The organism is Pseudonocardia sp. DxW (genome assembly GCF_058448985.1).
Genome location: NZ_JBZFLK010000023.1, coordinates 1 through 23513, shown reverse-complemented (window position 1 = coordinate 23513; position 23513 = coordinate 1). Strand labels below are relative to the sequence as shown.

24 protein-coding genes and 1 pseudogene are annotated in these 23513 nt (G+C 74.0%); 14 read left to right on the top strand and 11 right to left on the bottom strand.

Annotated features, from left to right (window positions below; all coding sequences use genetic code 11):
* The first annotated feature begins 25 nt into the window (after positions 1–25).
* From ACVJO7_RS27880 to ACVJO7_RS27855, 6 genes are read left to right on the top strand one after another with little or no spacing between them, the layout of a single operon-like run.
* On the top strand, positions 26–1030 hold the full coding sequence (locus ACVJO7_RS27880; protein ID WP_491675356.1) for a zinc-dependent alcohol dehydrogenase: 1005 nt from the start codon (positions 26–28) through the stop codon (positions 1028–1030).
* A 9-nt stretch (positions 1031–1039) separates the two neighbouring features.
* Entirely contained in the window at positions 1040–1438 is a 399-nt protein-coding gene (locus ACVJO7_RS27875) for a 6-pyruvoyl trahydropterin synthase family protein (RefSeq protein ID WP_491675355.1), read from the top strand.
* A 17-nt stretch (positions 1439–1455) separates the two neighbouring features.
* Positions 1456–2529 (top strand): glycosyltransferase family 4 protein, encoded by a 1074-nt coding sequence (locus ACVJO7_RS27870; protein WP_491675354.1) that lies wholly within the window; start codon positions 1456–1458, stop codon positions 2527–2529.
* The gene (locus tag ACVJO7_RS27865) at positions 2526–3452 is read left to right on the top strand and encodes a lysylphosphatidylglycerol synthase transmembrane domain-containing protein (protein ID WP_491675353.1); all 927 of its coding nucleotides are present in this window, start codon (positions 2526–2528) and stop codon (positions 3450–3452) included. The genes ACVJO7_RS27870 and ACVJO7_RS27865 overlap by 4 nt, the downstream gene beginning before the upstream one ends.
* Complete coding sequence (locus tag ACVJO7_RS27860) at positions 3449–4165, top strand: RibD family protein (protein WP_491675352.1); 717 nt, start codon at positions 3449–3451, stop codon at positions 4163–4165. The genes ACVJO7_RS27865 and ACVJO7_RS27860 overlap by 4 nt, the downstream gene beginning before the upstream one ends.
* Positions 4166–4214: 49 nt before the next feature.
* Positions 4215–5804 (top strand): phytoene desaturase family protein, encoded by a 1590-nt coding sequence (locus tag ACVJO7_RS27855; protein ID WP_491675351.1) that lies wholly within the window; start codon positions 4215–4217, stop codon positions 5802–5804.
* Here ACVJO7_RS27855 and ACVJO7_RS27850 read toward each other — a convergent pair.
* The gene (locus ACVJO7_RS27850; RefSeq protein WP_491675350.1) at positions 5795–6247 is read right to left on the bottom strand and encodes an SRPBCC family protein; all 453 of its coding nucleotides are present in this window, start codon (positions 6245–6247) and stop codon (positions 5795–5797) included. The two genes, ACVJO7_RS27855 and ACVJO7_RS27850, sit on opposite strands and share 10 nt — an antisense overlap.
* A 101-nt stretch (positions 6248–6348) precedes the next feature.
* On the opposite strand from ACVJO7_RS27850, the gene ACVJO7_RS27845 reads away from it, so the two are divergent.
* Positions 6349–7203, top strand: coding sequence for an SDR family NAD(P)-dependent oxidoreductase (locus ACVJO7_RS27845; protein ID WP_491675349.1), 855 nt, complete (start codon positions 6349–6351; stop codon positions 7201–7203).
* Between the two features lie 16 nt (positions 7204–7219).
* On the opposite strand, the gene ACVJO7_RS27840 is transcribed toward ACVJO7_RS27845, so the two are convergent.
* Positions 7220–9031, bottom strand: a complete 1812-nt coding sequence (locus ACVJO7_RS27840) for a sigma-54-dependent Fis family transcriptional regulator (RefSeq protein WP_491675419.1) — start codon at positions 9029–9031, stop codon at positions 7220–7222.
* 199 nt (positions 9032–9230) lie between these two features.
* Between ACVJO7_RS27840 and ACVJO7_RS27835 the strand changes: the two genes are divergently transcribed.
* Positions 9231–10127, top strand: coding sequence for an SMP-30/gluconolactonase/LRE family protein (locus tag ACVJO7_RS27835; RefSeq protein ID WP_491675348.1), 897 nt, complete (start codon positions 9231–9233; stop codon positions 10125–10127).
* Positions 10128–10194: 67 nt separating this feature from the next.
* Positions 10195–11808: a flavin-containing monooxygenase gene (locus tag ACVJO7_RS27830; RefSeq protein WP_491675347.1), complete on the top strand. Its 1614-nt coding sequence runs from the start codon at positions 10195–10197 to the stop codon at positions 11806–11808.
* Here ACVJO7_RS27830 and ACVJO7_RS27825 read toward each other — a convergent pair.
* The 3 genes and pseudogenes from ACVJO7_RS27825 to ACVJO7_RS27815 all read right to left on the bottom strand — a co-directional run bounded on the left by ACVJO7_RS27825 (position 11801) and on the right by ACVJO7_RS27815 (position 15456).
* Positions 11801–12139: a putative collagen-binding domain-containing protein gene (locus tag ACVJO7_RS27825; protein WP_491675418.1), complete on the bottom strand. Its 339-nt coding sequence runs from the start codon at positions 12137–12139 to the stop codon at positions 11801–11803. The two genes, ACVJO7_RS27830 and ACVJO7_RS27825, sit on opposite strands and share 8 nt — an antisense overlap.
* Positions 12134–12754 (bottom strand): annotated as a pseudogene (locus tag ACVJO7_RS27820) (glycoside hydrolase family 140 protein); the annotation flags it as partial. The gene ACVJO7_RS27825 and the pseudogene ACVJO7_RS27820, both read right to left, overlap by 6 nt.
* Positions 12755–13365: 611 nt before the next feature.
* Positions 13366–15456: a heavy metal translocating P-type ATPase gene (locus ACVJO7_RS27815; protein WP_491675346.1), complete on the bottom strand. Its 2091-nt coding sequence runs from the start codon at positions 15454–15456 to the stop codon at positions 13366–13368.
* 67 nt (positions 15457–15523) lie between these two features.
* Here ACVJO7_RS27815 and ACVJO7_RS27810 point away from each other — a divergent pair, with 67 nt between their 5' ends.
* Complete coding sequence (locus ACVJO7_RS27810) at positions 15524–16312, top strand: proton-conducting transporter transmembrane domain-containing protein (protein WP_491675345.1); 789 nt, start codon at positions 15524–15526, stop codon at positions 16310–16312.
* A gap of 234 nt (positions 16313–16546) precedes the next feature.
* Here the strand turns inward: ACVJO7_RS27810 and ACVJO7_RS27805 are convergent, their stop codons facing one another.
* The 6 genes from ACVJO7_RS27805 to ACVJO7_RS27780 all read right to left on the bottom strand — a co-directional run bounded on the left by ACVJO7_RS27805 (position 16547) and on the right by ACVJO7_RS27780 (position 20593).
* Positions 16547–16807, bottom strand: a complete 261-nt coding sequence (locus tag ACVJO7_RS27805) for an SHOCT domain-containing protein (protein ID WP_491675344.1) — start codon at positions 16805–16807, stop codon at positions 16547–16549.
* Between the two features lie 96 nt (positions 16808–16903).
* Positions 16904–17218: a rhodanese-like domain-containing protein gene (locus ACVJO7_RS27800; RefSeq protein ID WP_491675343.1), complete on the bottom strand. Its 315-nt coding sequence runs from the start codon at positions 17216–17218 to the stop codon at positions 16904–16906.
* Positions 17219–17251: 33 nt separating this feature from the next.
* A complete protein-coding gene (locus ACVJO7_RS27795; RefSeq protein WP_491675342.1) occupies positions 17252–18049 on the bottom strand; it encodes a sulfite exporter TauE/SafE family protein in 798 nt (265 codons plus the stop codon).
* Positions 18046–18693, bottom strand: a complete 648-nt coding sequence (locus ACVJO7_RS27790; RefSeq protein ID WP_491675341.1) for a rhodanese-like domain-containing protein — start codon at positions 18691–18693, stop codon at positions 18046–18048. Before ACVJO7_RS27790 ends, ACVJO7_RS27795 begins: the two co-directional genes overlap by 4 nt.
* 108 nt (positions 18694–18801) lie before the next feature.
* A complete protein-coding gene (locus tag ACVJO7_RS27785) occupies positions 18802–20199 on the bottom strand; it encodes an MBL fold metallo-hydrolase (protein ID WP_491675340.1) in 1398 nt (465 codons plus the stop codon).
* A gap of 127 nt (positions 20200–20326) precedes the next feature.
* Positions 20327–20593, bottom strand: a complete 267-nt coding sequence (locus ACVJO7_RS27780; protein WP_491675339.1) for a metal-sensitive transcriptional regulator — start codon at positions 20591–20593, stop codon at positions 20327–20329.
* A 142-nt stretch (positions 20594–20735) separates the two neighbouring features.
* Here ACVJO7_RS27780 and ACVJO7_RS27775 point away from each other — a divergent pair, with 142 nt between their 5' ends.
* The 4 genes from ACVJO7_RS27775 to ACVJO7_RS27760 form a co-directional block, all read left to right on the top strand.
* Complete coding sequence (locus tag ACVJO7_RS27775; protein ID WP_491675338.1) at positions 20736–21128, top strand: DUF302 domain-containing protein; 393 nt, start codon at positions 20736–20738, stop codon at positions 21126–21128.
* 180 nt (positions 21129–21308) lie between these two features.
* Positions 21309–21755, top strand: coding sequence for a DUF6153 family protein (locus ACVJO7_RS27770; RefSeq protein WP_491675337.1), 447 nt, complete (start codon positions 21309–21311; stop codon positions 21753–21755).
* Positions 21756–21827: 72 nt separating this feature from the next.
* Complete coding sequence (locus ACVJO7_RS27765) at positions 21828–22511, top strand: DUF305 domain-containing protein (RefSeq protein WP_491675336.1); 684 nt, start codon at positions 21828–21830, stop codon at positions 22509–22511.
* Between the two features lie 628 nt (positions 22512–23139).
* A partial coding sequence (locus tag ACVJO7_RS27760) for a WD40/YVTN/BNR-like repeat-containing protein (RefSeq protein WP_491675335.1) occupies positions 23140–23513 on the top strand: 374 nt, incomplete at its 3' end.

Below are 23513 nucleotides of genomic sequence, written 5' to 3'. Positions count from 1 at the left end.
GACGTTCCCGACATACCGTGACCGGGTGACCCGACGACACACGCCCGACCGGGCCTACTGGCTGGTCGAACCCGGCCGCGGCGAGATCCGCGACGTCGAGCTGCCCGACCCCGGACCGGACGACGTCGTCGTCCGCACCCTGCACACCGGGATCAGCCGCGGCACCGAGGGACTGGTGCACCGCGGCGGGGTCCCGCCCGCCGAGTACGACCGGATGCGCGCCCCGTTCCAGGAGGGCACGTTCCCCGGTCCGGTGAAGTACGGGTACCTCAACGTCGGCGTCGTCGAGCACGGCCCGGCCGGGCTGCTCGGCCGCACCGTGTTCTGCCTCTACCCGCACCAGACCCGCTACGTCGTCCCGGCCACGGCGGTGCTGCCCGTCCCGGACGACGTGCCCGCCGGCCGCGCGGTGCTGGCCGGCACCGTGGAGACCGCGGTCAACGCGCTGTGGGACGCGGCGCCGCTGATCGGCGACCGGGTCAGCGTGGTCGGGGCCGGCCCGGTCGGCTGCGCCGTCGCCGCGCTGCTGGCCCGCTTCCCCGGCGTCGACGTCGAGATCGTGGATGTCCAGCCGTCCCGCTCACAGATCGCCGAGCGGCTCGGCGCCGGGTTCGCGCTGCCCGCCGACGCCCGCACCGGCCGCGATCTGGTCGTGCACACCAGCGGCACCGGCGACGGCCTGAGCCGCTCGCTGGAACTGCTCGCCGACGAGGCCACGGTGCTGGAACTGAGCTGGTACGGCGACCGCCCGGTCACCGTCGCGCTCGGCTCGGACTTCCACTCGCGCCGCCTGGCGATCCGCTCCAGCCAGGTCGGCGCCGTCGCGCCCGCCCGTCGCGGGCGGCGCAGCCACGCCGACCGCCTGGCCGTCGCCCTCGGGCTGCTCGCCGATCCGGCCTTCGACGCTCTCGTCACCGGCGGTGTCCGGTTCGACAATCTTCCCGCCGCACTGGACCGGATCGCGGCGGGCGGTGAACAGGACACGCTCGCCATCCGTGTGGACTACGGGGAGCCCCCGACATCCCCGTGAGGAGAACGCATGTTCAGCATCACCGTCCGTGACCACTTCATGATCGCGCACAGCTTCCGTGGAGAGGTGTTCGGACCCGCACAGCGGCTGCACGGCGCCACCTACGTGGTGGACGCCACGTTCCGCCGCCGCGACCTCGACGACGACGGCATCGTCGTCGACATCGGCCGGGCCACCGAGGAGCTGAAGGCCATCCTGGCCGAGCTCGACTACCGCAACCTCGACGAGGAGCCCGCGTTCGAGGGCATCAACACCTCCACCGAGTTCCTCGCGAAGCTGGTCGCCGACCGGCTCGCCGAGCGGGTGCACGCCGGTGCACTCGGGGAGGGCGCGCGCGGACTCGCCGGACTGGCCGTCTCGCTGGGCGAGTCGCACGTGGCATCGGCCGCCTACGAGCGGGACCTGTGACGGCCGGCCCCGGGAGGGTGGGCAGCGCGGACCCGGTGCACCTGGTGGTCCCCGGCGACGTCGAGGACCCGCTGCGGCCGAGCGGGGGCAACGCCTACGACCGGCGGATCCGGGACGGGCTCCGGCGCGCCGGGCGCACGGTGCACCAGCTGACGGTGCCCGGTGACTGGCCGGAACCCGGGCCGGCGAGCTCGGCCCGGCTGGCCCGGGAACTGATCGCGCTGCCCGACGGGGCCACCGTGCTGCTCGACGGGCTCGTCGGCAGCGCGGTGCCCGCCGTGGTGGTGCCGCAGGCCGCGCGGCTCGACGTGGTCGTGCTCGTCCACCTGCCGCTCGGCGACGAGCCCGGTGCTCCCCCCGGGCTCCCGGAGCGGGAGGCCCAGGTGCTGCGGGCGGCCCGGGCGGTGATCGCGACCAGCCGGTGGACCGCGGACCGGCTCGTCGAGCGGCACGGGCTCGACCCGGCCGCGGTGCACGTCGCCGTGCCCGGGACCGACCCGGCGCAGATCGCGCCCGGCACCGACGGTGCGGGCAGCCTGCTCAGCGTCGGGTCGCTGGGCCCCACCAAGGGCCACGACCTGCTGGTCGACGCGCTCACCGAGGTGAGCGGGCACGACTGGCGGTGCCGGATCGTCGGCCCCGAACGCCACCGGCCCGGGTTCGGCACCGCGCTGCGCCGCACACTCGGCGAGCGCGGTCTCGAGCACCGGATCACCCTGGCCGGCGCCCGCTCCGGGGCCGCGCTCGAGACCGAGTACGCGGTCGCCGACCTGCTCGTCGCACCCTCGCGGGTGGAGTCCTACGGAATGGTCGTGACCGAGGCGCTCGCCCGCGGCATCCCGGTGCTCGCCACCCGGACCGGCGGGCTCCCGGACGCGCTCGGCGCGGCCGCCGTGCCGGAGCTGCTGGTACCGCCCGGCGACGCGGCCGGGCTCGCCGCGGCGCTGCGCCGCTGGCTCACCGATCCCGGGCTGCGGGAGCGGGCCCGCGAGCTCGCGCTGGCCCGCCGGGACACCCTGCCGGGCTGGGACGCCGCCGTCGCCGAGGTGGACGCGGTGCTCACCGCCACCCGTCCGGCGGCGCTGCGATGAGCGCCGCCGCCGGCGTGCTGCTGCGGATCGCGGTCACCCTCGCCCTGCTCGCCCTGCTCGCCACCCAGCTCGGCACCACCGAGCTGCTGCACGGGCTGCGCTCGCTCACCCCCGCGGTGCTCGCGGTGGCGCTGCTGCTCGGCCTCGCCGCGACCGTCTGCACCGCGCTGCGCTGGTACGTGGTGGCCCGCGGGATCGGCGCACCGGTGCCGCTGGGCACCGCCGTCGCCGACACCTACCGGGCGCAGCTGCTCAACTCGGTGCTGCCCGCCGGGATGCTCGGCGACGCGCACCGGGCCGTCGCGCACGGCCTGCCCACCGCGGGCGGCCGGGCCGGTTTCCGCGCCGTCGTGCTGGAGCGGGCCGGCGGCCAGGTCGTGGTGCTGCTGGGCTGCCTGGCCCTGCTCGCCGTCGTCACCGGCCATCCGAGTGCGCTGCTGGTGCCGGTGCTGCTCGCCGCGGTCGTCGCCGTGCTGTACCGGACCCGGACCGGGCCGGGCGCGCAGCCGGGCCTGCGCGGCTGGCTGGACGACGTCCGCGTCGTCCTGCTGTCCCGCGACCGCGGCCCGGCCGTGGTGATCCTGTCGCTGACCGGGCTCGGCTGCCACCTGGCGCTGTTCGTCGTCGCCGCCCGCACCGCCGGGGTGGACGCCCCGCTCCCGGTGCTGCTGCCGCTGCTGGTGTTCGGCCTGCTCGCGATGGCGATCCCGCTCAACGTCGGCGGCTGGGGCCCCCGCGAGGGCGTCACCGCCGGGATGTTCGGCGCGGCCGCGCTGGACCCGGCGGCCGGATTCGCCACCGCGGTGCTGTTCGGCCTGCTGACCCTGGTCGGCTCCCTGCCCGGCGCGCTCACGCTCACCCGATCGTGGCGGGGTCATGCTGTGCTGCGCACCGACACCGTCCCCGACCGGAGGGCACCATGACCGGTACCGCCACCACCGCCGAGTCCGTGGCCGCCGAGCTGGTCGGGGCGTTCCGCACGCACCCGGACCGCCCGCACGTCGTCCTCAAGTACGCGCAGACCCTGGACGGCCGGATCGCCGCCGTCGGCGGCGACTCCAAGTGGATCAGCTGCGAGCCCGAGCGGGCCGTCTCGCACGCCGTGCGGGCCCGCTGCGACGCCGTCGTGATCGGCTCCGGGACGGCGGTGCGCGACGATCCGCGGCTCGACGTGCGGCTGGTGCCGGGCGCGTCCCCGCTGCGGGTGGTCATCGACAGCACGCTGCGCACCCCGTCCGGGGCGCAGCTGCTCACCGGGCCGCCGGACACCGTGCTGATCACCACGAACCGCGCGTCGGACGCCGACCGGGACCGGATCGGCCGGGCCGGCGCCGGGATCCGGGAGGTCCCGGCCGCACCCGGCGGCGTCGACCTGCCGGCCGCGCTGGCCGTGCTGCACGCCGACGGGATCCGCTCGGTGATGGTCGAGGGCGGCGCCCGGCTGCTGACCGCGCTGCTCGCCGCCGGCCTGGTCGACCGGGTCGTCGTCGGGATCGCGCCGCGGATCATCGGCACCGGGGTGGAGGCCGTCGGGGACCTCGGGGTGAACCGGGTCGCCGACGGGATCGCGCTGCGCCGCGCCTGCCTGCACTCGGTCGAGGACGACGTGCTCGTCGCCTACGACGTGCTCGGGTGACCGGCCGCATGACCACGGCTCCGGCGGGTACGCGCCCGGCGTGGATCGGATGACCGAACGTGTCGACGCCGTCGTGATCGGGGCGGGCCACAACGGCCTGGTCGCGGCGAACCTGCTGGCCGACGCCGGATGGGAGGTGCTGGTCTGCGAGGCGGCGGACACCCCCGGCGGCGCGGTGCGCTCCGCCGAGATCACCGCGCCCGGCTTCGTGAACGACCTGGCCAGCGCCTTCCACCCGATGGGCGCGGCCTCCCCGGTGCTGCGCGACCTGGACCTGCCGGCGCACGGACTGCGCTGGCGGCACGCCCCGGCCGTGGTCGCCCATCCCACCCTGGACGGCCGCTGCGCGGTGCTGCACCGCTCGGTCGACGACACCGCCGCCGCGCTGGACGCCGACCATCCCGGCGACGGCGACGCCTGGCGGGCGCTGGCCGCCGACTGGGACCGGATCGGCGGCGACGTGCTGGAGGCGGCGCTGCGCCCGTTCCCGCCGGTGCGCGCGGCCGGGCGGCTGCTGCGCACCCTCGGCGCCGGGGACGCGCTGCGGCTGGCCCGGATGCTGGTGCAGCCGGTGGACCGGATGGCCCGCGAGCGGTTCGGCGGCTCGGCGGCGGCGCTGCTGCTGGCCGGCAACGCGCTGCACACCGATCTCGGCCCGGACTCGGCGGCCAGCGCCGCCTACGGGTGGCTGCTCACGATGCTCGGCCAGCAGATCGGGTTCCCGGTGCCGGTCGGCGGCTCGGGTGCGCTGACCGACGCGCTCGTCGCCCGGCTGGCGACCCGCGGCGGGCGCGTCGAGTGCGGCCGGCCGATCAGCTCGGTGCTGGTGCACCGGGGCCGCGCCACCGGGGTGGCGGACGCCGCCGGGAACCGGATCGCCGCCCGGCGCGCCGTGCTGGCCGACATCGACGCGCCCCGGCTGTACCGGGACCTGGTCGGCGAGGAGCACCTGCCCGCCCGGTTCGTCGCCGATCTCGACCGGTTCCACTGGGACTTCTCCACCGTCAAGCTGGACTGGGCGCTGGACGGGCCGGTCCCGTGGGCGGCGCCCGGCGCCCGCTCGGCGGGCACCGTGCACCTCGGCGCGGACGTCGACGGCCTGCGCCGCTACGCCGCCGATCTCACCTCCGGGCGGCTGCCCGAGGACCCGTTCCTGCTGTTCGGCCAGATGACGACGGCCGATCCGGACCGCTCGCCGCCCGGCACCGAGTCGGCGTGGACCTACACCCACGTGCCGCGCGGCCTGGGCTGGGGGACCGACGACGTGCTGCGCTGGGCGGACCGGATGGAGCAGGTCGTGGAGGCGCACGCGCCCGGGTTCCGGTCGCTGATCCGGGCCCGCGCCGTCGCCGGGCCCGCGGACCTGGAGGCCCAGGACGCCAACCTGGTCGACGGCGCGATCACCGGCGGCACCTGCGCCCCGCACCAGCAGCTGGTGTTCCGGCCGGTCCCCGGGCTCGGCCGGGCCGACACCCCGATCGACCGGCTGTTCCTGTCCGGCGCGTCGGCGCATCCCGGCGGCGCCGTGCACGGCGGGCCGGGCGGGAACGCCGCCCGGGCCGCGCTCGCCGCGACCGGCCGGACCGGCCTGCTCTACCGCGGGGCGGTCCGGTTCGCGCACCGGCGGCTCTACGCCTGATCCGGCTGCTCGGGCCGGCCCCGGGCGATCGCGGCGAGCCGGGCCAGGCTCTCCCCGTTGCGCAACCGCAGCAGCGGCGCGCGCACCGGCGGCGGCACCAGCCGGCCCGGCCCGGCGATCGCGTCCTCGGACATCCGCACCGTGCTGCCGTCGCCGTCGGGCTCCCACTCCAGCCGGACCCGGGCGGTCCCGGCCGGGCCGGCGTGCGCGCGCAGCTGCAGCAGCCGCCCCGGCTCGTACTCCTCGACGTAGGTCCGGTCCTCGATCATCAGCGGCCAGGCGCCGATGCTGTGCCGGATCCGGGCACCGGGCTTCGGCCAGTCCTCCGACACCCCCCGGATGTGCACGGCGCCCACCACCCACAGCCCGTAGGTCCAGCCGTCCGCCAGCACGGCGTCGACCTGCCCCGGCGTAGCCCCCAGCCTGCGTCGTACCTCGATCACGTCCCGGCTCCTCTCGTCGTGCGGACCCGCACCGCCTACCCGCCGGGACGCGATGCACTCCGCCGGGCATGCACCGGCCCGGAGCGGGTAGCAGCACCGGTATGCGGCTCGACGGTGCGGTGGTGGTGGTGACCGGGGCGTCCAGCGGGATCGGCCGGGCGACGGCGCGCGAGCTCGGCCGGGCCGGCGCACTGCTCGGCCTGCTGGGGCGGGACGAGGCGGCGCTCGGCGCGGTCGCCGCCGAGCTCCCGGCCGGCCGGGCGGTGGCGGTACCGGCCGACGTCGCCGACGCCGGATCGGTCGCCCGGGCGGCGACCGTGGTCACCGAACGGCTCGGCCCGGTCGAGGGCTGGGTGAACTGCGCCGGGGTCGCACTGTTCGGCACGGTGCTGGACACCCCGCCGGAGCAGACCGCCCGGGTGCTGGAGGTCAACGTCGGTGGCTGCGTGCACGGCGCCCGGGCGGCGCTGCCCGCGATGGTCGAGCGCGGCGGCGGGGTGCTGGTGAACGTGTCGTCGGTGCTCGGGATCGTGCCGGCGCCGCACCTCACCGCCTACAGCATGTCCAAGGCGGCGGTCCGCACCCTGTCCGCGGGGCTGCGGTCCGAGCTGCGCCGGGCCGGGGTGCGCGGGGTGCACGTGTGCACGGTGCTGCCCGGCGCCGTCGACACCCCGATCTGGTCGGTGTCGGCCAACCACACCGGCCGCCGGGTCGCCCCGCCGCCGCCGGTGGCGGCACCGGAGCGGGTGGCCCGCACCATCGTCGCCCGGCTGCGCAGGCCCCGCGCCGAGACCGTCGCCGGCGGGCTCCCGGTCCGGCTGCTGGTGGCCGCGCACCATCTCGCGCCGGGCCCGGTGCAGCGGCTGCTCGGGCTGGTCGTGGGCCGCTGGTCGCTGCGCGGCGAGGGGCCGGCGCCGACGCCGGGCGCGCTGTGGGAGCCGGTGCACCACCAGTGACGCCGCCGGGGCGCGGTCAGCCCGGATCGGCGCCGGGGAGCCGGTGGTCGTCGATCCCGAGCTGGCGCAGCTTGCGGTAGAGGGTGGACCGGGCGACGCCGAGCCGTTCAGCGGCGGCCACCTTGTTCCCGCCGGTCTCGGCGAGCGCCTCGAGCACGGTGTCCCGCTCGGCGCGCAGCAGCGACGACGGGCCGGACCGACCGCCCGGGGAGCGGTACTCCGGCGGGAGGTGCCGGTGCCCGATGTCGGACCCGAGCGAGCAGACCGCCGCGGTGCACAGCACGGCGCCGAGCTCGCGCACGTTGCCCGGCCAGTCCAGCGCGGCCAGCGTGCGCAGCGTCCCGGGCTGCAGCCGCGGGACCGGCCGGCGGCTGCTGCCGGCGCCCAGCAGCAGCGGGGCGAGATCGGCGATGTCCTCGCCGCGGAAGCGCAGCGGCGGGACGGTCACCGACACCGGGAAGTGGTCGAGCACCCGGCTCGCCGCGCCCGCGCCGCCGCGGTGCCGGGCGGTCGCGACCAGCCGGGCCGTCGTCACCTGCTCGACGACGGCGGCCACCCGGGCGGCGACGGCGGGCGCGAGCCGGTCGAGATGGCGCAGCACGACGCCGCCCGGGCCGTCCAGCGCGTCCGTCAGCCGGCCCAGCCAGCCGGTCGGATCGTCCGCCGACAGCACCGCGTCGAGCACGGTGACCGGCTCGCCGGGAGCGCGCCTGCCGTGCACGTGCGTGGCGACGAACAGCTTGCCGGCCCCCGGCTCGCCGCAGACCAGCAGCGGCCGGCCGGCGGCCAGCGCGGCGTCGACGGCGTCGCGCAACCGGCTGCTCGCGACGCTCCGGCCGACCAGCCGCCCCTCGCCCGTGCCGGCCCGGGCGCGCTGCCGCGTGCGCCCGGACGGCGCCGCGCGGTCCGGCTGCGGCCGCATCTCGATCACCACGCCGGCCGTCGCGCCGCGCTCCCCCACCCGGGTCGCCCTGGCCTGCACGACGACGTCGTTGGACAGCCGGATGTCGCCGGTGAACTCGTCGCGGGTGCCGAGGATCCGGCACGCCCAGTCCCAGAGCACCGCCTGGTCGGACAGCTCGACCAGGCCGGCGGCGGCGGTGTTCGCGATCACCACGTCCTCGTTCAGCGAGACGACGGCCGCCGTGCTGCGCCGCCCGGCGCGCACGAACCGGTCGAGCAGCATCTGTTCGCGGCGCGAGGCGTCGGCGACCATCCGGGCCTCGATCTCCCGGACCGCGGCGAGCACCAGCGGCGCCAGCAGCTCGTGCCGGTCCTCCACCCGGCAGGTCACGTCGAGCACGCCCTCGACCCGGCCGGTGACCGGATGCCGGATCGGCGAGCCCATGCAGGTGAACTGCTGCAGGTTGTCCCGGAAGTGCTCGGCGCCGGACACCACGAACGGCCGGCACTCCTCCAGCGCGCTGCCGATGCCGTTGGTGCCGGTGAACTCCTCGGCGTAGGTGAAGCCGGGGGCCACCAGCAGCCGGTCGAGCGCGTTCGCCAGCTCGCGGCGACCGGCCCGCCGGTCGATGATCTGGGCGTCGGAGTCGGCGAGCAGGATGGTGGCCGGGCCGTCGTCGATCTGGTCGGCGAGCCTGCCGATCACCGGATCGGCGGCGCGCAGCAGCCGGTTGGGACGCTCGAACTCCGCCCGGTAGGGCACGTCCTCGCCGCTGGTGGTGACGCCGACCAGCCGGCAGCGCCGCCACGAGGAGACGATCTCGTCGCGGACCGTGCCGCGGGCCGCCGGATCGCCGGTGTCCTGCCCGTCGTCCCCGCCGAGCACCAGCTCGCGGTGGGTGCGCATGACGTCGCGCCGGTGCATCCGCACAGCCGCCCCCTCACCGTTGATGAAGGCCGGTTCCAGTGTAGGGGCCGATCACAGCAGGTCGTGCGTCCCGTAACTGTCCCAAAACAGGACACGTCGTCGCCCCGGCGGTGGATGTAGCGAAGTCGGACAGTGACCGGGGACACCGGCGCCCGACACTCCCTTCCGCCCTGCACCCGGCGAAAGGACGTCGACTATGACCTCCCGCGAACTCACCCCGCTGATCGAGGGGTACACCTTCCTCGAGGGCCCACGCTGGCACGACGGCAGGCTGTGGACCTCCGACTTCTACACCCACCAGGTACTGGCCGTCGCCCCCGACGGCAGCACCGAGGTGGTGACGACGGTGCCGCAGCAGCCGTCCGGCCTGGGCTGGCTGCCGGACGGCACGCTGCTCGTGGTCTCCATGCGGGACCGCAAGCTGCTGCGGCTGACCGACGGCGGGCTGGTCGAGCACGGCGACCTGTCGGCGGTCGCCGGCGGGCACACCAACGACATGGTGGTCGACGCGCACGGCCGCGCCTACGTCGGCAACTTCGGCTACGACCTGATGGGCGGCGCCCCGTTCGCCACGACCGACGTGTCCCGGGTCGACCCGGACGGGACCGTCACCGTCGTCGCGAAGGACCTGATGTTCCCGAACGGCTCGGTGATCACCCCGGACGGCCGGACCCTGCTGGTCAGCGAGACGTTCGGCAACCGGATCTCGGCCTTCGACATCCACGACGACGGCGGGCTGGGGCCGCGCCGGGACTGGGCCGTGTTCGGCGACCCGCCGGACACCTCGACCCTGGACGCGATGCTGGCCTCGGTCGTCGTCGCCCCGGACGGCACCTGCCTGGACGCCGAGGGCGCCGTCTGGACCGCCGACGCGGTGCACCACCGGTGCGTGCGGGTCGCCGAGGGCGGCACGATCCTGGAGGAGATCAGCACCGGCGACGACGGCGTGTACGCCTGCATGCTCGGCGGTGACGACGGCCGGACCCTGCACCTGTGCGTCGCGCCGTCGTTCGACGAGGCCGAACGCCGCAGCACCCGGCTGGGCCGGATCCTGCGCACCCGGGTCGACGTGCCGCACGCCGGCACCCCGTGATCCCCACCGCCGCACCCATCCCCGCCGGCGGACCTGCGCCGGCCCCGACGAAAGGAGTCGACCGCACATGACCGACACGACCACCGAGGAACTCGACGTCCTCGTCATCGGAGCCGGGTTCGCCGGCATCTACCAGCTCGACCGGCTGCGCGATCTCGGCTACTCGGTGAAGATCTACGAGGCCGGTTCGCGGCTCGGCGGCATCTGGTACTGGAACTGCTACCCGGGCGCCCGGGTGGACACCGAGGGCCCGATCTACCAGTTCGCCTACAAGGACATCTGGAAGAGCTGGGAGTACAGCGAGCTGTACCCGGGCTGGAGCGAGGTGCGGGACTACTTCGACCATCTGGACCGGACGCTCGATCTCGCCAGGGACATCCGGTTCGACACCCGGGTCACCGGGGCCGACTTCGACACCGACCGCGACCAGTGGGTGGTGCGCACCGCCGAAGGCCGCACCACCCGCTGCCGCTACCTGGTGCCCTGCCTCGGGTTCGCGTCCCGCCCGTACGTCCCGGACCTGCCCGGGCTCGACTCGTTCGGCGGCGCCGCGCACCACACCGCGCTGTGGCCGCAGGAGGGCGTCGACCTCACCGGCAAGCGGGTGGCGGTGATCGGGACCGGCGCCAGCGGGGTGCAGGTCACCCAGGAGGCCGCGCCGGACGCGGCCGCGGTGACCGTCTTCCAGCGCACGCCGAACCTGGCGCTGCCGATGCGCCAGCGCACGCTGACCCCGGCCGACCAGGACGAGATCCGGCGCGAGCTGCCGAACCGGTTCGCCGCCCGCGGCGAGACGTTCGCCGGGTTCGACTACGACTTCATCCCGCAGAACGCGCTGGACCTCACCGACGAGGAACGGACCGCGGGCTACCAGCAGCTGTGGGACCGCGGCGGGTTCCGGTTCTGGCTCGCGATCTACCAGGACACCCTGTTCGTGCAGGAGTCCAACGACCACGCCTACCGGTTCTGGCGGGACAAGGTCCGGGCCCGGATCGACGACCCGGCGCTGGCCGAGAAGCTGGCGCCGACCGAGCCGCCGCACCCGTTCGGGGTGAAGCGCCCGTCGCTGGAGCAGAACTACTACGACGTGTTCAACCAGGACACCGTGAGCCTGGTCGATCTCGTCGAGAACCCGATCGAGGCGGTGACGCCGACCGGCATCACCACCCGGGACGGGGCCGATCACCCGTTCGACGTGATCGTGCTCGCCACCGGCTTCGACTCGGTCTCCGGCGGGCTCACCCGGCTCGACATCCGGGGCACCGACGGCCGGCTGCTGCGCGAGCAGTGGGCGGACGGGGTCGCGGCGCACCTGGGCATCGCCACCGCGCACTTCCCGAACCTGCTGTTCGTCTACGGCCCGCAGAGCCCTTCCGGCTTCTGCAACGGCCCGACCTGCGCCGAGATCCAGGGCGAGATGGTGGTGGAGACGCTCGACCACCTGCTGCGGTCCGGCGCCCGGCGGATCGAGTCGACGCCGGAGGCCGACCGGGAGTGGGCCGAGCACGTCGCCGGGCTGGTGGCGCCGACGCTGTTCCCGAAGGCCAGGTCCTGGTACATGGGCGCCAACATCCCCGGCAAGCCGATCCAGAGCCTGAACTACCCGGGCGGCCTGCCGCTCTACCGGCAGCGGTTCGACGAGGCGAAGCAGGCCGGGTTCGCCGGGTTCGCGATCAGCTGACCGGCCCCGCCGCGGCGTCCCCGGGACCGTCCGGTCCCGGGGCGTCCGGGCCGGTCAGCAGCAGCACCCAGTCCTTGTCCGACGGCGGCTCGAACCGCTCCCCCGGCGTCGCGTCCCGGAACGCGCCGGTGCGCGGATCGAACCAGCGGGCCGTCGTCAGCCCGGAGGTCGCGGCCGGGTCGAGCGCGAAGCCCCCGCCGGACGGCGTGTACACCAGCAGGTAGGAGCCGTCCGAGGCGCGGTTGGCGACGATCCGGTCCTTCCCGGACCCGGTCTCCGAGGTGATCACCGACTGGTCCGGCACACCCAGCTGGAACGGCAGCGACTCCATCAGCTCCCGCAGGTGGACCATCTGCCCGCCGGCCGGCAGCCGCAGCGCGTCGGTCCAGCTGCCGCGGGCGCCCAGCGCGCCGCGGCCGCCGTCGTTGAACTGCCACACCGAGTGCGCGCCGTAGGTGTGCCCGGCGGCGCCGCCGAGCACCGCCCACCAGGCGTCGCGGCGGACGTCCTGCGCGGTGGAGAACCCACGATCGGACTCCCAGCAGTACGGGTGCTCCTCGTAGATCGGCTCGCCGTCGATGAACGGCTTCGCCGGGCGGGCGTCGTAGGTGGTCTCGATGAGCCGCTGCCGGACGCCGTAGCGCAGGCAGTGCCCGCCCTGGATCATGTGGAAGTCCAGCCAGTCGGCCCCGGCGAACCACTGCGCGGAGGTCTGGTCGCCCTGCGGGTGGTAGGTCGTCAGCTGGGTCGCGCCGCCCTCGCGCAGGCCCTCGGCGAGGTTGCCCCAGAGGCGTTCCTCGCCGCCCGCCGGATGGTCCCCGCCGAGCGTCCAGGTGACGTTGTCCCGGTCGCCGTACCGCTCGCCGAGGAACCGGCCGTACCCGCGGGCGTTGCCCTCGTCGACCACCGACCCGTTGACTGCACTTCTAGACGCTGCGGAGACCGACCGGCCGCTGGCCGGGCCGAGGCACTACGCGCCGCGGACCCCGGCCCGGGCCTGACCGGTCGCCCGGCCCTCGTCCGTTCGCGCCCCGGAGCGGCTCGACGACGGGGAGCACGGTCGACACGCACGGCACCCACTGCCGCCGGCAGCGCCACGCTCCGGTTGCCGGACCGAGGCCACGAAACGTTCATGTGGCGCGGACGGTCGCAAACCAGGGGAGTGGCAAGCTTCTGCCGGGCGGCAGTGGCTGCGATCCTCATCGGGCGACCTCTACCAGATCGACCGCATTGCACGTGCACCGCGACGGGCAGAGCGAGACCTGGACGGACCGACCCGCGCTCACCCGTCCTGCGCCGCTGGATGAAAGCCGGGCCGCCGGGGGCAGAGTTGAGCCGACCGTGAGGAAGACGGCTGTCGTGCTCGGCACAGGCGGCGGCCCACTGCACTCGACGTACCCCCTAGCTGTTCATCCCGGACTGGGACGCCGACCTGGCTTGCGCACGCATTCGGCAGGACCTCTCCCTGCAGGGGACGTCGTACAACAGCGCCGCCCTCCGTGGTGGAGAGCGGCGCTGTGTGACGTGCAGTTCCTACAGGGCGCCTCGACCCGCATCTCAGATGGCGTGTCCTCGGAATCGGCGTAGCCGCGGGCTGTTGCCGACGACGAAGACGGAGCTGAATGCCATGGCCGCGCCGGCGATCATGGGGTTGAGCAGGCCTGCCGCGGCCAGCGGTATCGCGGCGGTGTTGTAGGCGAAGGCCCAGAACAGGTTGCCCTTGATGGTGGTCAGGGTGCGGCGGGAGAGCCGGACCGCGTCGGCGGCGGCGCGCAGGTCGCCGCGGACCAGGGTGATGTCGGAGGCTTCGATGGCGACGTCGGTGCCGGTGCCCATGGCCAGGCCGAGGTCGGCCTGGGCGAGGGCGGCGGCGTCGTTGACGCCGTCGCCGACCATCGCGACCACCTTGCCCTCACCCTGCAGCCGCTCGATCACGGCCAGCTTGTCGGCGGGCATGACCTCGGCGATGACGGTGTCCGGGCCGGGTTCGATGCCGACCTCGGCGGCGACGGTGTCGGCCACCGCCTGGTTGTCGCCGGTCAGCAGGACCGGGGTGAGCCCGAGGCGGCGGAACTCGGCGATCGCCTCGGCGGAGGTGGCCTTGATCGTGTCGGCGACGACGAGCACGGCGCGGGCCTGGCCGTCCCAGGCGACGGCCACGGTGGTGCGGCCCTTCGCGGCCTCGCCCGCGGCGGCGTCGGCGAGCTCTCCGTCCAGCGGGACCGACCACTGCTCGAGCAGCCGCGGCCGGCCGACGAGTACGGCGTGGCCCTCGACGATCCCCTGGACGCCGAGGCCTTCGTGGTTGGTGAACTCCTCGACGCCGGGTAGGTCACCGGTGCGCTCGATGGCGGCGGTGGCGATGGCGGCGGCGATGGGGTGTTCGGAGGCCTTCTCCAGCGCGCCCGCCAGGCGCAGCACGGTCGTCTCGTCGATGCCGTCGGCGGTGTGGATCCCGGCCAGTGCCATCGTCCCGGTGGTGACGGTGCCGGTCTTGTCCAGCACCACGGTGTCGACCCGGCGGGTGGATTCGAGCACCTCGGGGCCCTTGATCAGGATGCCCATCTGGGCGCCGCGGCCGGTGCCGACCAGCAGCGCGGTCGGGGTGGCCAGGCCCAGCGCGCACGGGCAGGCGATGATCAGGACGGCGACGGCGGCGGTGAACGCAGCGGTGGCGCCGACGCCGGCGCCGAGCCAGAACCCGAGGGTCACCGCGGCGATCACGATGACGATCGGGACGAACACCCCGGAGATGCGGTCGGCGAGGCGCTGGACGGCGGCCTTGCCGTTCTGGGCGTTCTCGACCAGTTTCGCCATCTGGGCGAGCTGGGTGTCGGAACCGACCCGGGTGGCCTCGACGACCAGCCGTCCGCCGGCGTTCACCGTGGCGCCGACGACGGTGTCGCCGACGGTGACCTCGACCGGCACGGACTCGCCGGTGAGCATGGAGGCGTCGACCGCGGACCGTCCCTCGACGACTGTGCCGTCGGTGGCGATCTTCTCGCCGGGCTTGACGATGAACCGGTCGCCGACGACGAGTTCGGAGACGGGGATCAGGGTCTCGGTGCCGCCGCGCTGCACCACGACGTCCTTCGCGCCGAGTTCGAGCAGGGCGCGCAGGGCGGCGCCGGCGCGTCGCTTGGAGCGCTGTTCGAAGTAGCGGCCGGCGAGGATGAAGGTGATGACCCCGGCGACGACCTCGAGGTAGATGTTTCCGGCGGCGTCGGTGGGCGAGACGGTCAGCTCGAACGGGTGCACCATGCCGGGGATCCCGGCGGTGCCGAAGAACAGTGCATAGACCGACCAGGCCATGGCCGCGGTCGTGCCCATCGAGATGAGGGTGTCCATGGTGGCTGCGCCGTGGCGCAGGTTGGTCCAGGTGGCCCGGTGGAACGGGGCGCCCGCCCAGGCCCACACCGGCGCGGTGAGCACCAGCGAGAGCCACTGCCAGTTGGTGAACTGCAGCGGCGGGGCCATCGCCATGGCGACCACCGGCAGGGCCAGTACGGCGGAGACGATCAGCCGGTCGCGCAGGGCGCGCAGCTCGTCGTCGGCACCGCTGTCGTCGTCCTCGGTCCGGTCGCCGGCCTGGTCGGCGTGCGGCAGGGTCGCCGAGTAGCCGGCGGATTCGACGGTGTGCGGCGACACCGTCGCCGGGCACCGCCGCGAAACCGAGTTCGTGGTGCTCGCCGGACCGACCCGGACTTAGGTCACCGTGTCCCAGGTCGGCTACCTGCTGATGGCCGTCGCCGTCGCCGGCCGCGCACCGCTGGCCCAGCCGGCGCTGCTGTTCTACCTCGCCGGCTACGCCGTCACCAACATCGCCGCCTTCGCCGTGGTCGCCGCCACCGCCCAGCGCAGCATCGACGGGCACCGCGGGCTGCTGCGCCGCGACCCGTTGCTCGCGATCGCCCTCGTCGTCGCGCTGCTCGGACTGGTCGGCACCCCGCCGACCGCGGTGCTGTTCGGCAAGCTCGTCGTGTTCACCGCGGCCGTCGACGGTGGCCTGGCCTGGCTGGTCGTGCTCGCCGTGCTCAACACCGTCGCCTCGCTGTTCTACTACCTGCGCGTCATCGCACCCGCCTTCACCGCCCCCGACAAACGACCACGACGACACCACCGGCCCCGTCGACCACGAGAGATCGGGGACCCGGTCGCGCCCGTGGGCGCGGTGGACCGCGCTCGGCGCCGCTGCGGTGTCGTTGCTGCTCGGCGTGGGCGCAGGTGCAGTCCTGACCGTGGTCGGGACACCGACATGAACGGCACGCACGACCTGCACGGGCCGCGCAGCCACGCCGGTACCGTGGCCGATACGAGCAACAGGCGACACAGACTGCGACTGGTCCTGCTCGCCTCATCGGGATGCACGCGCTCGTGGCCGCAGCTGCCGCCTCCGCAACGGAGACCGGCAATCGAGTTGGGTCGCAGCCTCCGTGGCCGGACGCGCGAACTCGTCGCCGGGTCGGCCCCGCTGCGTCGGGCCCGGGCGTGGAGCCGGTTGTAACCGAGCGCGGCGGTGTCCGGCCCGCCCAGCCCGCCCCGGAGCGGCGGTGAGTTCCACCCGAGTCGCCCGCTACGGCTGGCCGCTACGACTGGGTCCTGCAACGGTTCCCGGCGGGAACCGTAGCCGGCCCGTCCCGGCACCGGAGAATCCGCCGAGCCATCCGGTGGCACCGGCCGCAACGGCGGCGGCGAGCCCGGCCAGCCCAGCGCGCGGCGCCGGCTGATCGGGGCGGGTTCATCCCAGCATGTCGCGGCGGTGGTGGTACTCGTCCTCGTCGATCTCGCCGCGGGCATAACGCTCGTCGAGGATCTGTCGCGCCGACGGGCGAGCCTCCGGCGATCCCTCCGACCGGGTTCCCCCGCCCGGTGCCGCGCCGGCACGTGCGCGGCTCTGGGCGAGCCGGACCACGACATAGCCCAGCAGGACCAGCCCGATCAGCACCAGGACCGGCCATACCCAGGCCCAGCCCATCATCGATCCACCCATCATGGTCATGACCTCCTCGCCCGGCGCCCTGCTCGGTGCAGGGGGCGTCGGGTGTCGCTCTCGTGCAGTGCTGTGATGCGGCTCGCTACCCGGTGGGGTGGCGCGCTATCCGGTGGTGGTGGGGTGTCCGGAGTCGATCCAGCCCGTGGTGCCGCCGGTGACCGATACCGCGTCGAGTCCGGCCGCGGTGAGCAGTTCGGCGCCTTGGGTGCTGCGTCCGCCGGACTGGCACACGAGGTGCACCGGACGGTCGGTGGGGACCTCGGTGAGGCGGTCACCGAGTTCGGGCAACGGAATCAGGCGGGCCCCGGGGATGTGGCCCTCGGCGTACTCGTCGGGGTTGCGGACGTCGATCACGGTCGCCTCGCCGGTGTCGCGGGCGGCGGCGAGGTCGTCGACGGAGATCTCACGGACGGTCATACGGTGTGCTCCTTCGTGTCGTTTCGCTGCAAGTCAGGTGGTGGCGAGGGCGACGACGGTCTGGGCGGTCACGCCGGCGGCGACGAGCAGGACCAGCGTGGCGAACCCGCGGCTCAGCGTCCTCGCGGGCAACCGGCGGGCGAGGCGGCCGGCCGGGAGCGAGGCGAGGATCGCGGCGGCGGCGAACGGGGCGATGATGGGCCAGTCCAGCCCGCCTGCGGTGCCGGCAGCGCTGCCGGCGGTGAGGTAGGGCAGCAGGGCGGCGATCGAGTTGATGACGATGACGACCAGCGAGGTGGCCACCGCGTTCGGGGTCCGTAGCCCGAGGGCGACGACGAGGGCGGGCACGAGCAGGAACCCGCCACCGACGCCGAGCAGCCCGGTCAGGAACCCGACCAGCAGCCCGGTCGCGACGGCGCGGGGCAGGCAGCGGCGCCAGGCGACGCCGCCGCCGGGAAGCTCGCATACCCCGCCGGCCTCGTCGGTGTCGCGCAGCATCCGCAGTCCGGCGGTGACCATGAGTGCGGCGAACACGAGCATCAGCCATCGGCCGTCGAGTTGCTGGTTGACGATCCCACCGATAACAGCAGTGGGGATGCCCGCGGCGCCGATGATCGCGGCGAGGCGCCAGTTGACCTCGTGGCGGACGCGGGGGGCGACCGCGACCGTTGAGGCCAGACCGATCACCACCAGCGATGCCGGGACCGCCTCGGCCAGCGGCAGCCCGAGCCCGTAGACGAGGGCGGGCACGGCAAGGATGCCGCCACCGCCGCCCACGAGGCCGAGCAGGGCGCCGATGAGCAGCCCGAACCCTGCCGCGAGAACGATCACCGCTGCGTGTCCCGGGGGCGTTCGTTCCGCCGGGCCCGCAACGCGGCGAGGATCTGGCTGACCTCGGGCTCGGCGACGTCGCGGTTGAGCGGGAGCCGGGCCAGGGCGGCGCCCATGGCGCAAGTGTTGCTCAGCGCGGAGAAGGTGAGCCCGGCGCCGATTCCGCCGGCCAGCAGCCGGCCCCTCGGCGAGAGGTACCGTCCGGCGGTCAGCCCGGCGAGCACGAGAGCTCCGGCGACGAGCCGGACCTGCCTCTCCAGCGCCCAGACCTGAGGGCCGCGCACGATGTCACCGCCGGCGGCGGTGTAGGCGGGCAGGCCGCCGTCGAGGACGTGGGCGTGTTCCAGCCCCGCCGCGGCGAGGTGGCGCCGAGCCTGCTCAGCGCGCACCCCGGACTGGCACACCAGCACCACCGGGCCCTCAATGTGGGCGGCGAGGTCACGGGTGTGCTCGGCCAGCGTGGCCAGCGGCACGTGGTAGGAGCCGCGGATGTGAGAGGTCCCGTATTCGGCCGCGCTGCGGACGTCGACGACCACCGGTGTACCGGTCCCGTCGCGCGCGGCGGCCTGGTGCCGGGCGATGACGGCGTTGGCGTCGACGGTATGCCCGGTCGGGGAGGTTTCGGGCGTGGAGGTCGTGGTCATGGGAGAAGGAGTCCTCTCGTGCTACGTCGAGGCGACTCGCCCCGTGGAGCTGCGCCGGCTGGTGGGCGGGCTCCTGGGAGGCGCCCGTGCGTGGCGCCTGGGCAGGGGTCAGCTGCCGGTGGTGGACTGGTCGGTGATGGTCAGCCCGGCGTCGGCGGCCCGGGGCCAGTCGTCGTTGATCAGGACCAGGTCGCGGCCGGGCCGGTCGAGCATCGAGGCGGCGATCGAGGCGCGATACCCCGAGCCGCAGTAGACCCACACCTGGCCGCCGGGAACCTCGTCGCGGCGGCCTGCCAGCTCGTGCAGCGGGATGTGCACCGAGCCTTGCACCCCACCGGCGGCGCGTTCCTCGTCGCGGCGGGCGTCAACGATGAACAGCGCATCCTGGCCGCGCTCGGCGCGGGCCGCGGCCAGGCCGGCGAAGTCCGAGACCGGGTAGGAACGCAGACCCTGCCCGGCATCGAGGGACTCGATCGGGCCGGTCGCGGCGCCGGCGAAGCGGTCGATGCCGATCCGGACCAGTTCGCGTTGGGCGTCGGCGACCTGCTGCGGGTCGTCGCCGATCAGGGTCAGCTCGGCGTCGAAGTCGAACGTCCAGCCGAAGTAGGTGACGAATGGTGTCGAGAGTTCGTAGCCTAGCGAGCCGGGCAGGTGACCGGCGGCGAACGCGGTGCGCTCACGCAGGTCGACCACCCACTGGCCGGCCTCGAGGCGGCGTCGCAGCTCCGCGGGGTCGACCGGTTCCGGGGCCGACAGGTCGACCGGGGCGGGACCGGCTGTGTTCGCCGGGCTCATGCGGGCGTAGTAGGTCGGGAACGCCCCCAGTCCGGCGATCAGCGTGTCGACGTAGTCCTGCTCGTCCTGGGTCAGTGCCGGGTTGCTGGTGGCCTCCTGCCCGACGGTGGAGCCGTCGGCGCCGCTGGCCGGGGTGCTGGCGCAGAAGCTGCCGAATCCGTGGGTGGGGTAGACCGCGGCCGCGGCGGGCAGCTCGGCGACCAGCCGGCGCACCGAGTGGAACTGGGCGTGGGTCAGCTCGACGGTGTCGGCGGGCGAGACGAGGTCGGTGCGCCCGGTGGTGCCGTAGAGCATCGACCCGCCGGTGAACACCGCCACCACCTCGCCACCTGTGTCGGCGGTGGTGTCGAGCAGGGCGTAGGACAGGTGATGGTGGGTATGTCCCGGGGTGGCAATCGCCCGCAGACCCATCGTCCCGGTCGTGACCTGCTCGCCGTCGGCGATCGGGGTGCGGTCGAAGCCGACCTCGTCCGCGGCGTTGACCAGATACGCCGCGCCGGTGCGCTGCGCGAGGTCGAGCCCGCCGGTGACGTAGTCGTTGTGGATGTGGGTCTCGGCAACGTGGGTCACCGTCACGCCGAGGTCGGTGGCCAGGTCCAGGACCCGGTCGATGTCGCGCTGCGGATCGATCACCACGGCCACCTCGCCGTCGGTGACCAGGTAGCTGCGATCACCGAGGCCGGACGTCGCAATCGTTCGAATGTTAATCATCAGATTCCCTACCCGGTAGGGTATGCCCTACCGTGTGATTGATCGTCGTTCTGGCCGAAGGTCCGTCAGGAGCAGCGTTCTCGCCACTCCTGACGTCGGTCCGGCCGGAGCGCGGGGGCCTGCGCGCTCAGGCCAGGGAGAGGAAGAGTCGCTCCATCTCGGCCACGTCGACGGCGCGCTCTCCCTCGTCGTTCTCGGTCATGCAGTGCCGCAAGCCGGTCGCGATGATCTTGAAGCCGGCCTTATCCAGCGCCCGGGCCGCGGCGGCGAGCTGGGTGACCACGTCCTTGCACTCACGCCCCTCCTCGATCATGCGGATGATCCCGCTGATCTGACCCTCCACGCGGCGAAGCCGGCTCACCACATCACTGAGTTCCTTGGCCTGAACCTGCATGGCGGTCTCCGTTCCCGGGCATCCCACGGTGGGTCCGTGGGCTCGCCGTCCGCACAACGACCGTACCCCCCGGGGTATTCCGGAAGTGTCGTGAGCCCGTCCACCCGGGCTCGCACCCGCACATGACAGGGAGCCAGTAGCGATGCAGATCGCCCACACCGTCGAGGTCGATCTCGACCACCAACAGGCCATCGACGCCGTCACGACGGCCCTCGCCGAGCAGGGCTTCGGCGTGCTGACCACTATCGACATCAAGGCCACCCTCGCCGCAAAGCTAGGCGAGCAAGTCGACGACTACACCATCCTCGGCGCCTGCAATCCGAGCCTCGCCCACGCCGCGCTCTCTGCCAGCCCAGAGGTCGGCTTACTGTTGCCCTGCAATGTCACCATCCGACGCGCCGAGGGACGCACCATCGTCCAAGCCGTCGATCCCGGCGCCCTGCTCGGCATCGCCGCCGGCGGCCAAGCCGAACTCGCCGACACCGCGGCCGACGCCGGCAAACGGCTACGTACCGCCCTCGACTCACTGACCTGACCTTCCTCGACGCTCAACAGGTCCGCAGACCACTCCGCCGGCCGGTAACGACTATCCATGGCGGGTCGGGGTGATGCACCCGCGCGCCAGCCCGGGAAGCGCTGCCATTTCCGTGGCGCCCAGGCACCGTCGTCCTACTGACCGCACAGTGCGCGCAGTCACGCCGGTACCGTGGCCGACATGGGCAACAGGCAACACGGACTGCAGCTGGTGCTGCTGGTCCTGCCTGTCCTGCTCGGGCTCGTCGGGATGCACGCGCTCGTCGCCCCGGCTGCCGCCCCCGCAACGGACACCGGGCATCAGGGTGCGGTCGCTACGTCCGTAGTCGAACACACCGACCTGCGAGCCGACGCGGCCTCCACGCCGCCGTCTGCACCGGTCTCGGCCGCGGCCGCCCACGGCCCGATGCCGGCCGACCACGGCGAGTACGACGCCCACCTGCTGCACCTGTGCCTGGCGGTGCTGGCCGCCGCCGGGCTCGCGCTGCTCGCGGCGTGGCTGTTCCTCGGACGCCTGACGCTCCCGGTCTCGGTCACCCCGGCCCGCCAGCTGGCCCACGGCATACCGGCCCAGCGGCCACCGCCCGTCCCCCGAAGACTCGCCCAGCTCTGCGTGATGCGGACCTGATCGGCCCCCGGCGCGACAGAGCGCCGGATCCGGTCTGATCACACGTTCCGACACGGAGAGCCAGAACCACACATGAAGATCACCAACGTGGCCGCCGCGGCCACGACACTGACTGCTGCCCTCGTCCTGACCGCCTGCGGCGGTCCGGATCCCGCCGGCAGCGCCACACCCGCGAACCCGGCACCCACCCCCACCAGCGCCGCCGCCCCCAGCGCGGCGATCTCGGCCGAGCACAACCAGGCCGACATCGCCTTCGCCCAGGGCATGATCCCGCACCACCAGCAGGCCCTGAAGATGTCGAAGCTGGCCACCGACCGCGCCGGCAGCGACGACGTCCGCCGCCTCGCCACCAAGATCGAGCAGGCCCAAGGCCCGGAGATCGCGCAGATGCAGACCTTCCTCACCGCCTGGGACGCGCCCGCACCCGGCGCCATGCCCGAGATGGACCACGAGTCGATGGGCCACGGCCCCGACCAGAACGGCATGGGCCAAGACGGCATGGGACAGAGCGGCATGGACCACGGCGGCATGGCCGGGATGATGACCCCCGAGCAGATGGGCCAGCTCAAGCAGGCCAACGGCGCCGACTTCGACCGCATGTTCCTCGAGATGATGATCGCCCACCACGAAGGTGCGGTGCAGATGGCCCAGACCGAACTCGCCAACGGGACCAACCCCGAGGCGAAGGCACTGGCCCAGCAGATCGTCGACGCCCAGGAAACCGAGATCACCGAGATGCGCGAGCTCCTCGGCTGACGGGCCCCCGGTCAGGGTGAGCCGGCACCGAAAGGTCGCTCTCACCCCTGACCGATACGGGCGGGGGGTATGTACGGTAGTCCGTAACATACCCCCCGCCCGTATCGACGAAGGAGGCTGTCCGATGGCGAAGAGCGCGAGTCGGCCTACTGCTCGAGGTCCGCTGTCCGCCGTGATCACGGCCGCCACATCCGAGCCCGGCCGTGCGGTTCTGCGCTGCCTGCTCGGGTGCGCGGTTCGGGCGCTGTCTGCCCGCACACCCCCCGCCGACCGCCGCGCGGCATGTGGCGACGGTCGATGACCGCGCAGCCACGACGGTCTCCACATCCTGCTCAAGGCTCGGCCCGCCGAGCCCACCGCGCTGCCGGAGCACGACCCGACTGAAGAGAAACCACCACTGCTGATGATCGATAGACGTTCCGCACGCCGCACGAAACCCAACCCCCGCAGAACTCGATCCCGCCCCGCCTACGCCCTGCTCACCGCAGGCATCGCCGTACTGCTGGCGGGCTGTGGCGGACCGGCTCAGCCAGGCACCTCCCCCACCGCTGCCGACACCACCGCCGACCTGTTCGACCGGGTTGGTCACGTCCACGGGGTCGGGGTCGACCCTGCCGACGGCGGCATCGTGATCGCAGGCCACCACGGTCTGTTCGGCCTCACCCCCGAGGGGACACTGGCCCCGCGCCAAACCTCACCGCAGACCGGCGGACCGGATCTGATGGGCTTCACCGTCGCCGGACCGGCGGCGTATCTGGCCAGCGGCCACCCCGCCCCCCAGGACACCAGCACACCGAACCCGCTCGGCCTGGTCCGCAGCACCGACGGCGGTGCGACGTGGGAGCCGATCAGCCTGCACGGCCAGGTCGACTTCCACGCGCTCGACGTCGACGGCACGGCCGTCGTTGGCTTCGACGCCACCCGCGGACTGCTGATGACCAGCAGCGACAGCGGACGAACCTGGCAGGAACGCACTCCGCTGGCCGCCCTCGACGTCGCCCT

Excerpts from the sequence above, each read along its gene's own strand:
- ACVJO7_RS27875 (WP_491675355.1), top strand. The coding sequence starts at position 1,040 with ATGTTCAGCATCACCGTCCGTGACCACTTCATGATCGCGCACAGCTTC.
- ACVJO7_RS27865 (WP_491675353.1), top strand. The coding sequence starts at position 2,526 with ATGAGCGCCGCCGCCGGCGTGCTGCTGCGGATCGCGGTCACCCTCGCC.
- ACVJO7_RS27860 (WP_491675352.1), top strand. The coding sequence starts at position 3,449 with ATGACCGGTACCGCCACCACCGCCGAGTCCGTGGCCGCCGAGCTGGTC.
- ACVJO7_RS27855 (WP_491675351.1), top strand. The coding sequence starts at position 4,215 with ATGACCGAACGTGTCGACGCCGTCGTGATCGGGGCGGGCCACAACGGC.
- ACVJO7_RS27845 (WP_491675349.1), top strand. The coding sequence starts at position 6,349 with ATGCGGCTCGACGGTGCGGTGGTGGTGGTGACCGGGGCGTCCAGCGGG.
- ACVJO7_RS27840 (WP_491675419.1), bottom strand. The coding sequence starts at position 9,031 with ATGCACCGGCGCGACGTCATGCGCACCCACCGCGAGCTGGTGCTCGGC.
- ACVJO7_RS27835 (WP_491675348.1), top strand. The coding sequence starts at position 9,231 with ATGACCTCCCGCGAACTCACCCCGCTGATCGAGGGGTACACCTTCCTC.
- ACVJO7_RS27830 (WP_491675347.1), top strand. The coding sequence starts at position 10,195 with ATGACCGACACGACCACCGAGGAACTCGACGTCCTCGTCATCGGAGCC.
- ACVJO7_RS27825 (WP_491675418.1), bottom strand. The coding sequence starts at position 12,139 with ATGGAGTCGCTGCCGTTCCAGCTGGGTGTGCCGGACCAGTCGGTGATC.
- ACVJO7_RS27805 (WP_491675344.1), bottom strand. The coding sequence starts at position 16,807 with ATGACCATGATGGGTGGATCGATGATGGGCTGGGCCTGGGTATGGCCG.
- ACVJO7_RS27800 (WP_491675343.1), bottom strand. The coding sequence starts at position 17,218 with ATGACCGTCCGTGAGATCTCCGTCGACGACCTCGCCGCCGCCCGCGAC.
- ACVJO7_RS27790 (WP_491675341.1), bottom strand. The coding sequence starts at position 18,693 with ATGACCACGACCTCCACGCCCGAAACCTCCCCGACCGGGCATACCGTC.
- ACVJO7_RS27785 (WP_491675340.1), bottom strand. The coding sequence starts at position 20,199 with ATGATTAACATTCGAACGATTGCGACGTCCGGCCTCGGTGATCGCAGC.
- ACVJO7_RS27780 (WP_491675339.1), bottom strand. The coding sequence starts at position 20,593 with ATGCAGGTTCAGGCCAAGGAACTCAGTGATGTGGTGAGCCGGCTTCGC.
- ACVJO7_RS27775 (WP_491675338.1), top strand. The coding sequence starts at position 20,736 with ATGCAGATCGCCCACACCGTCGAGGTCGATCTCGACCACCAACAGGCC.
- ACVJO7_RS27770 (WP_491675337.1), top strand. The coding sequence starts at position 21,309 with ATGGGCAACAGGCAACACGGACTGCAGCTGGTGCTGCTGGTCCTGCCT.
- ACVJO7_RS27765 (WP_491675336.1), top strand. The coding sequence starts at position 21,828 with ATGAAGATCACCAACGTGGCCGCCGCGGCCACGACACTGACTGCTGCC.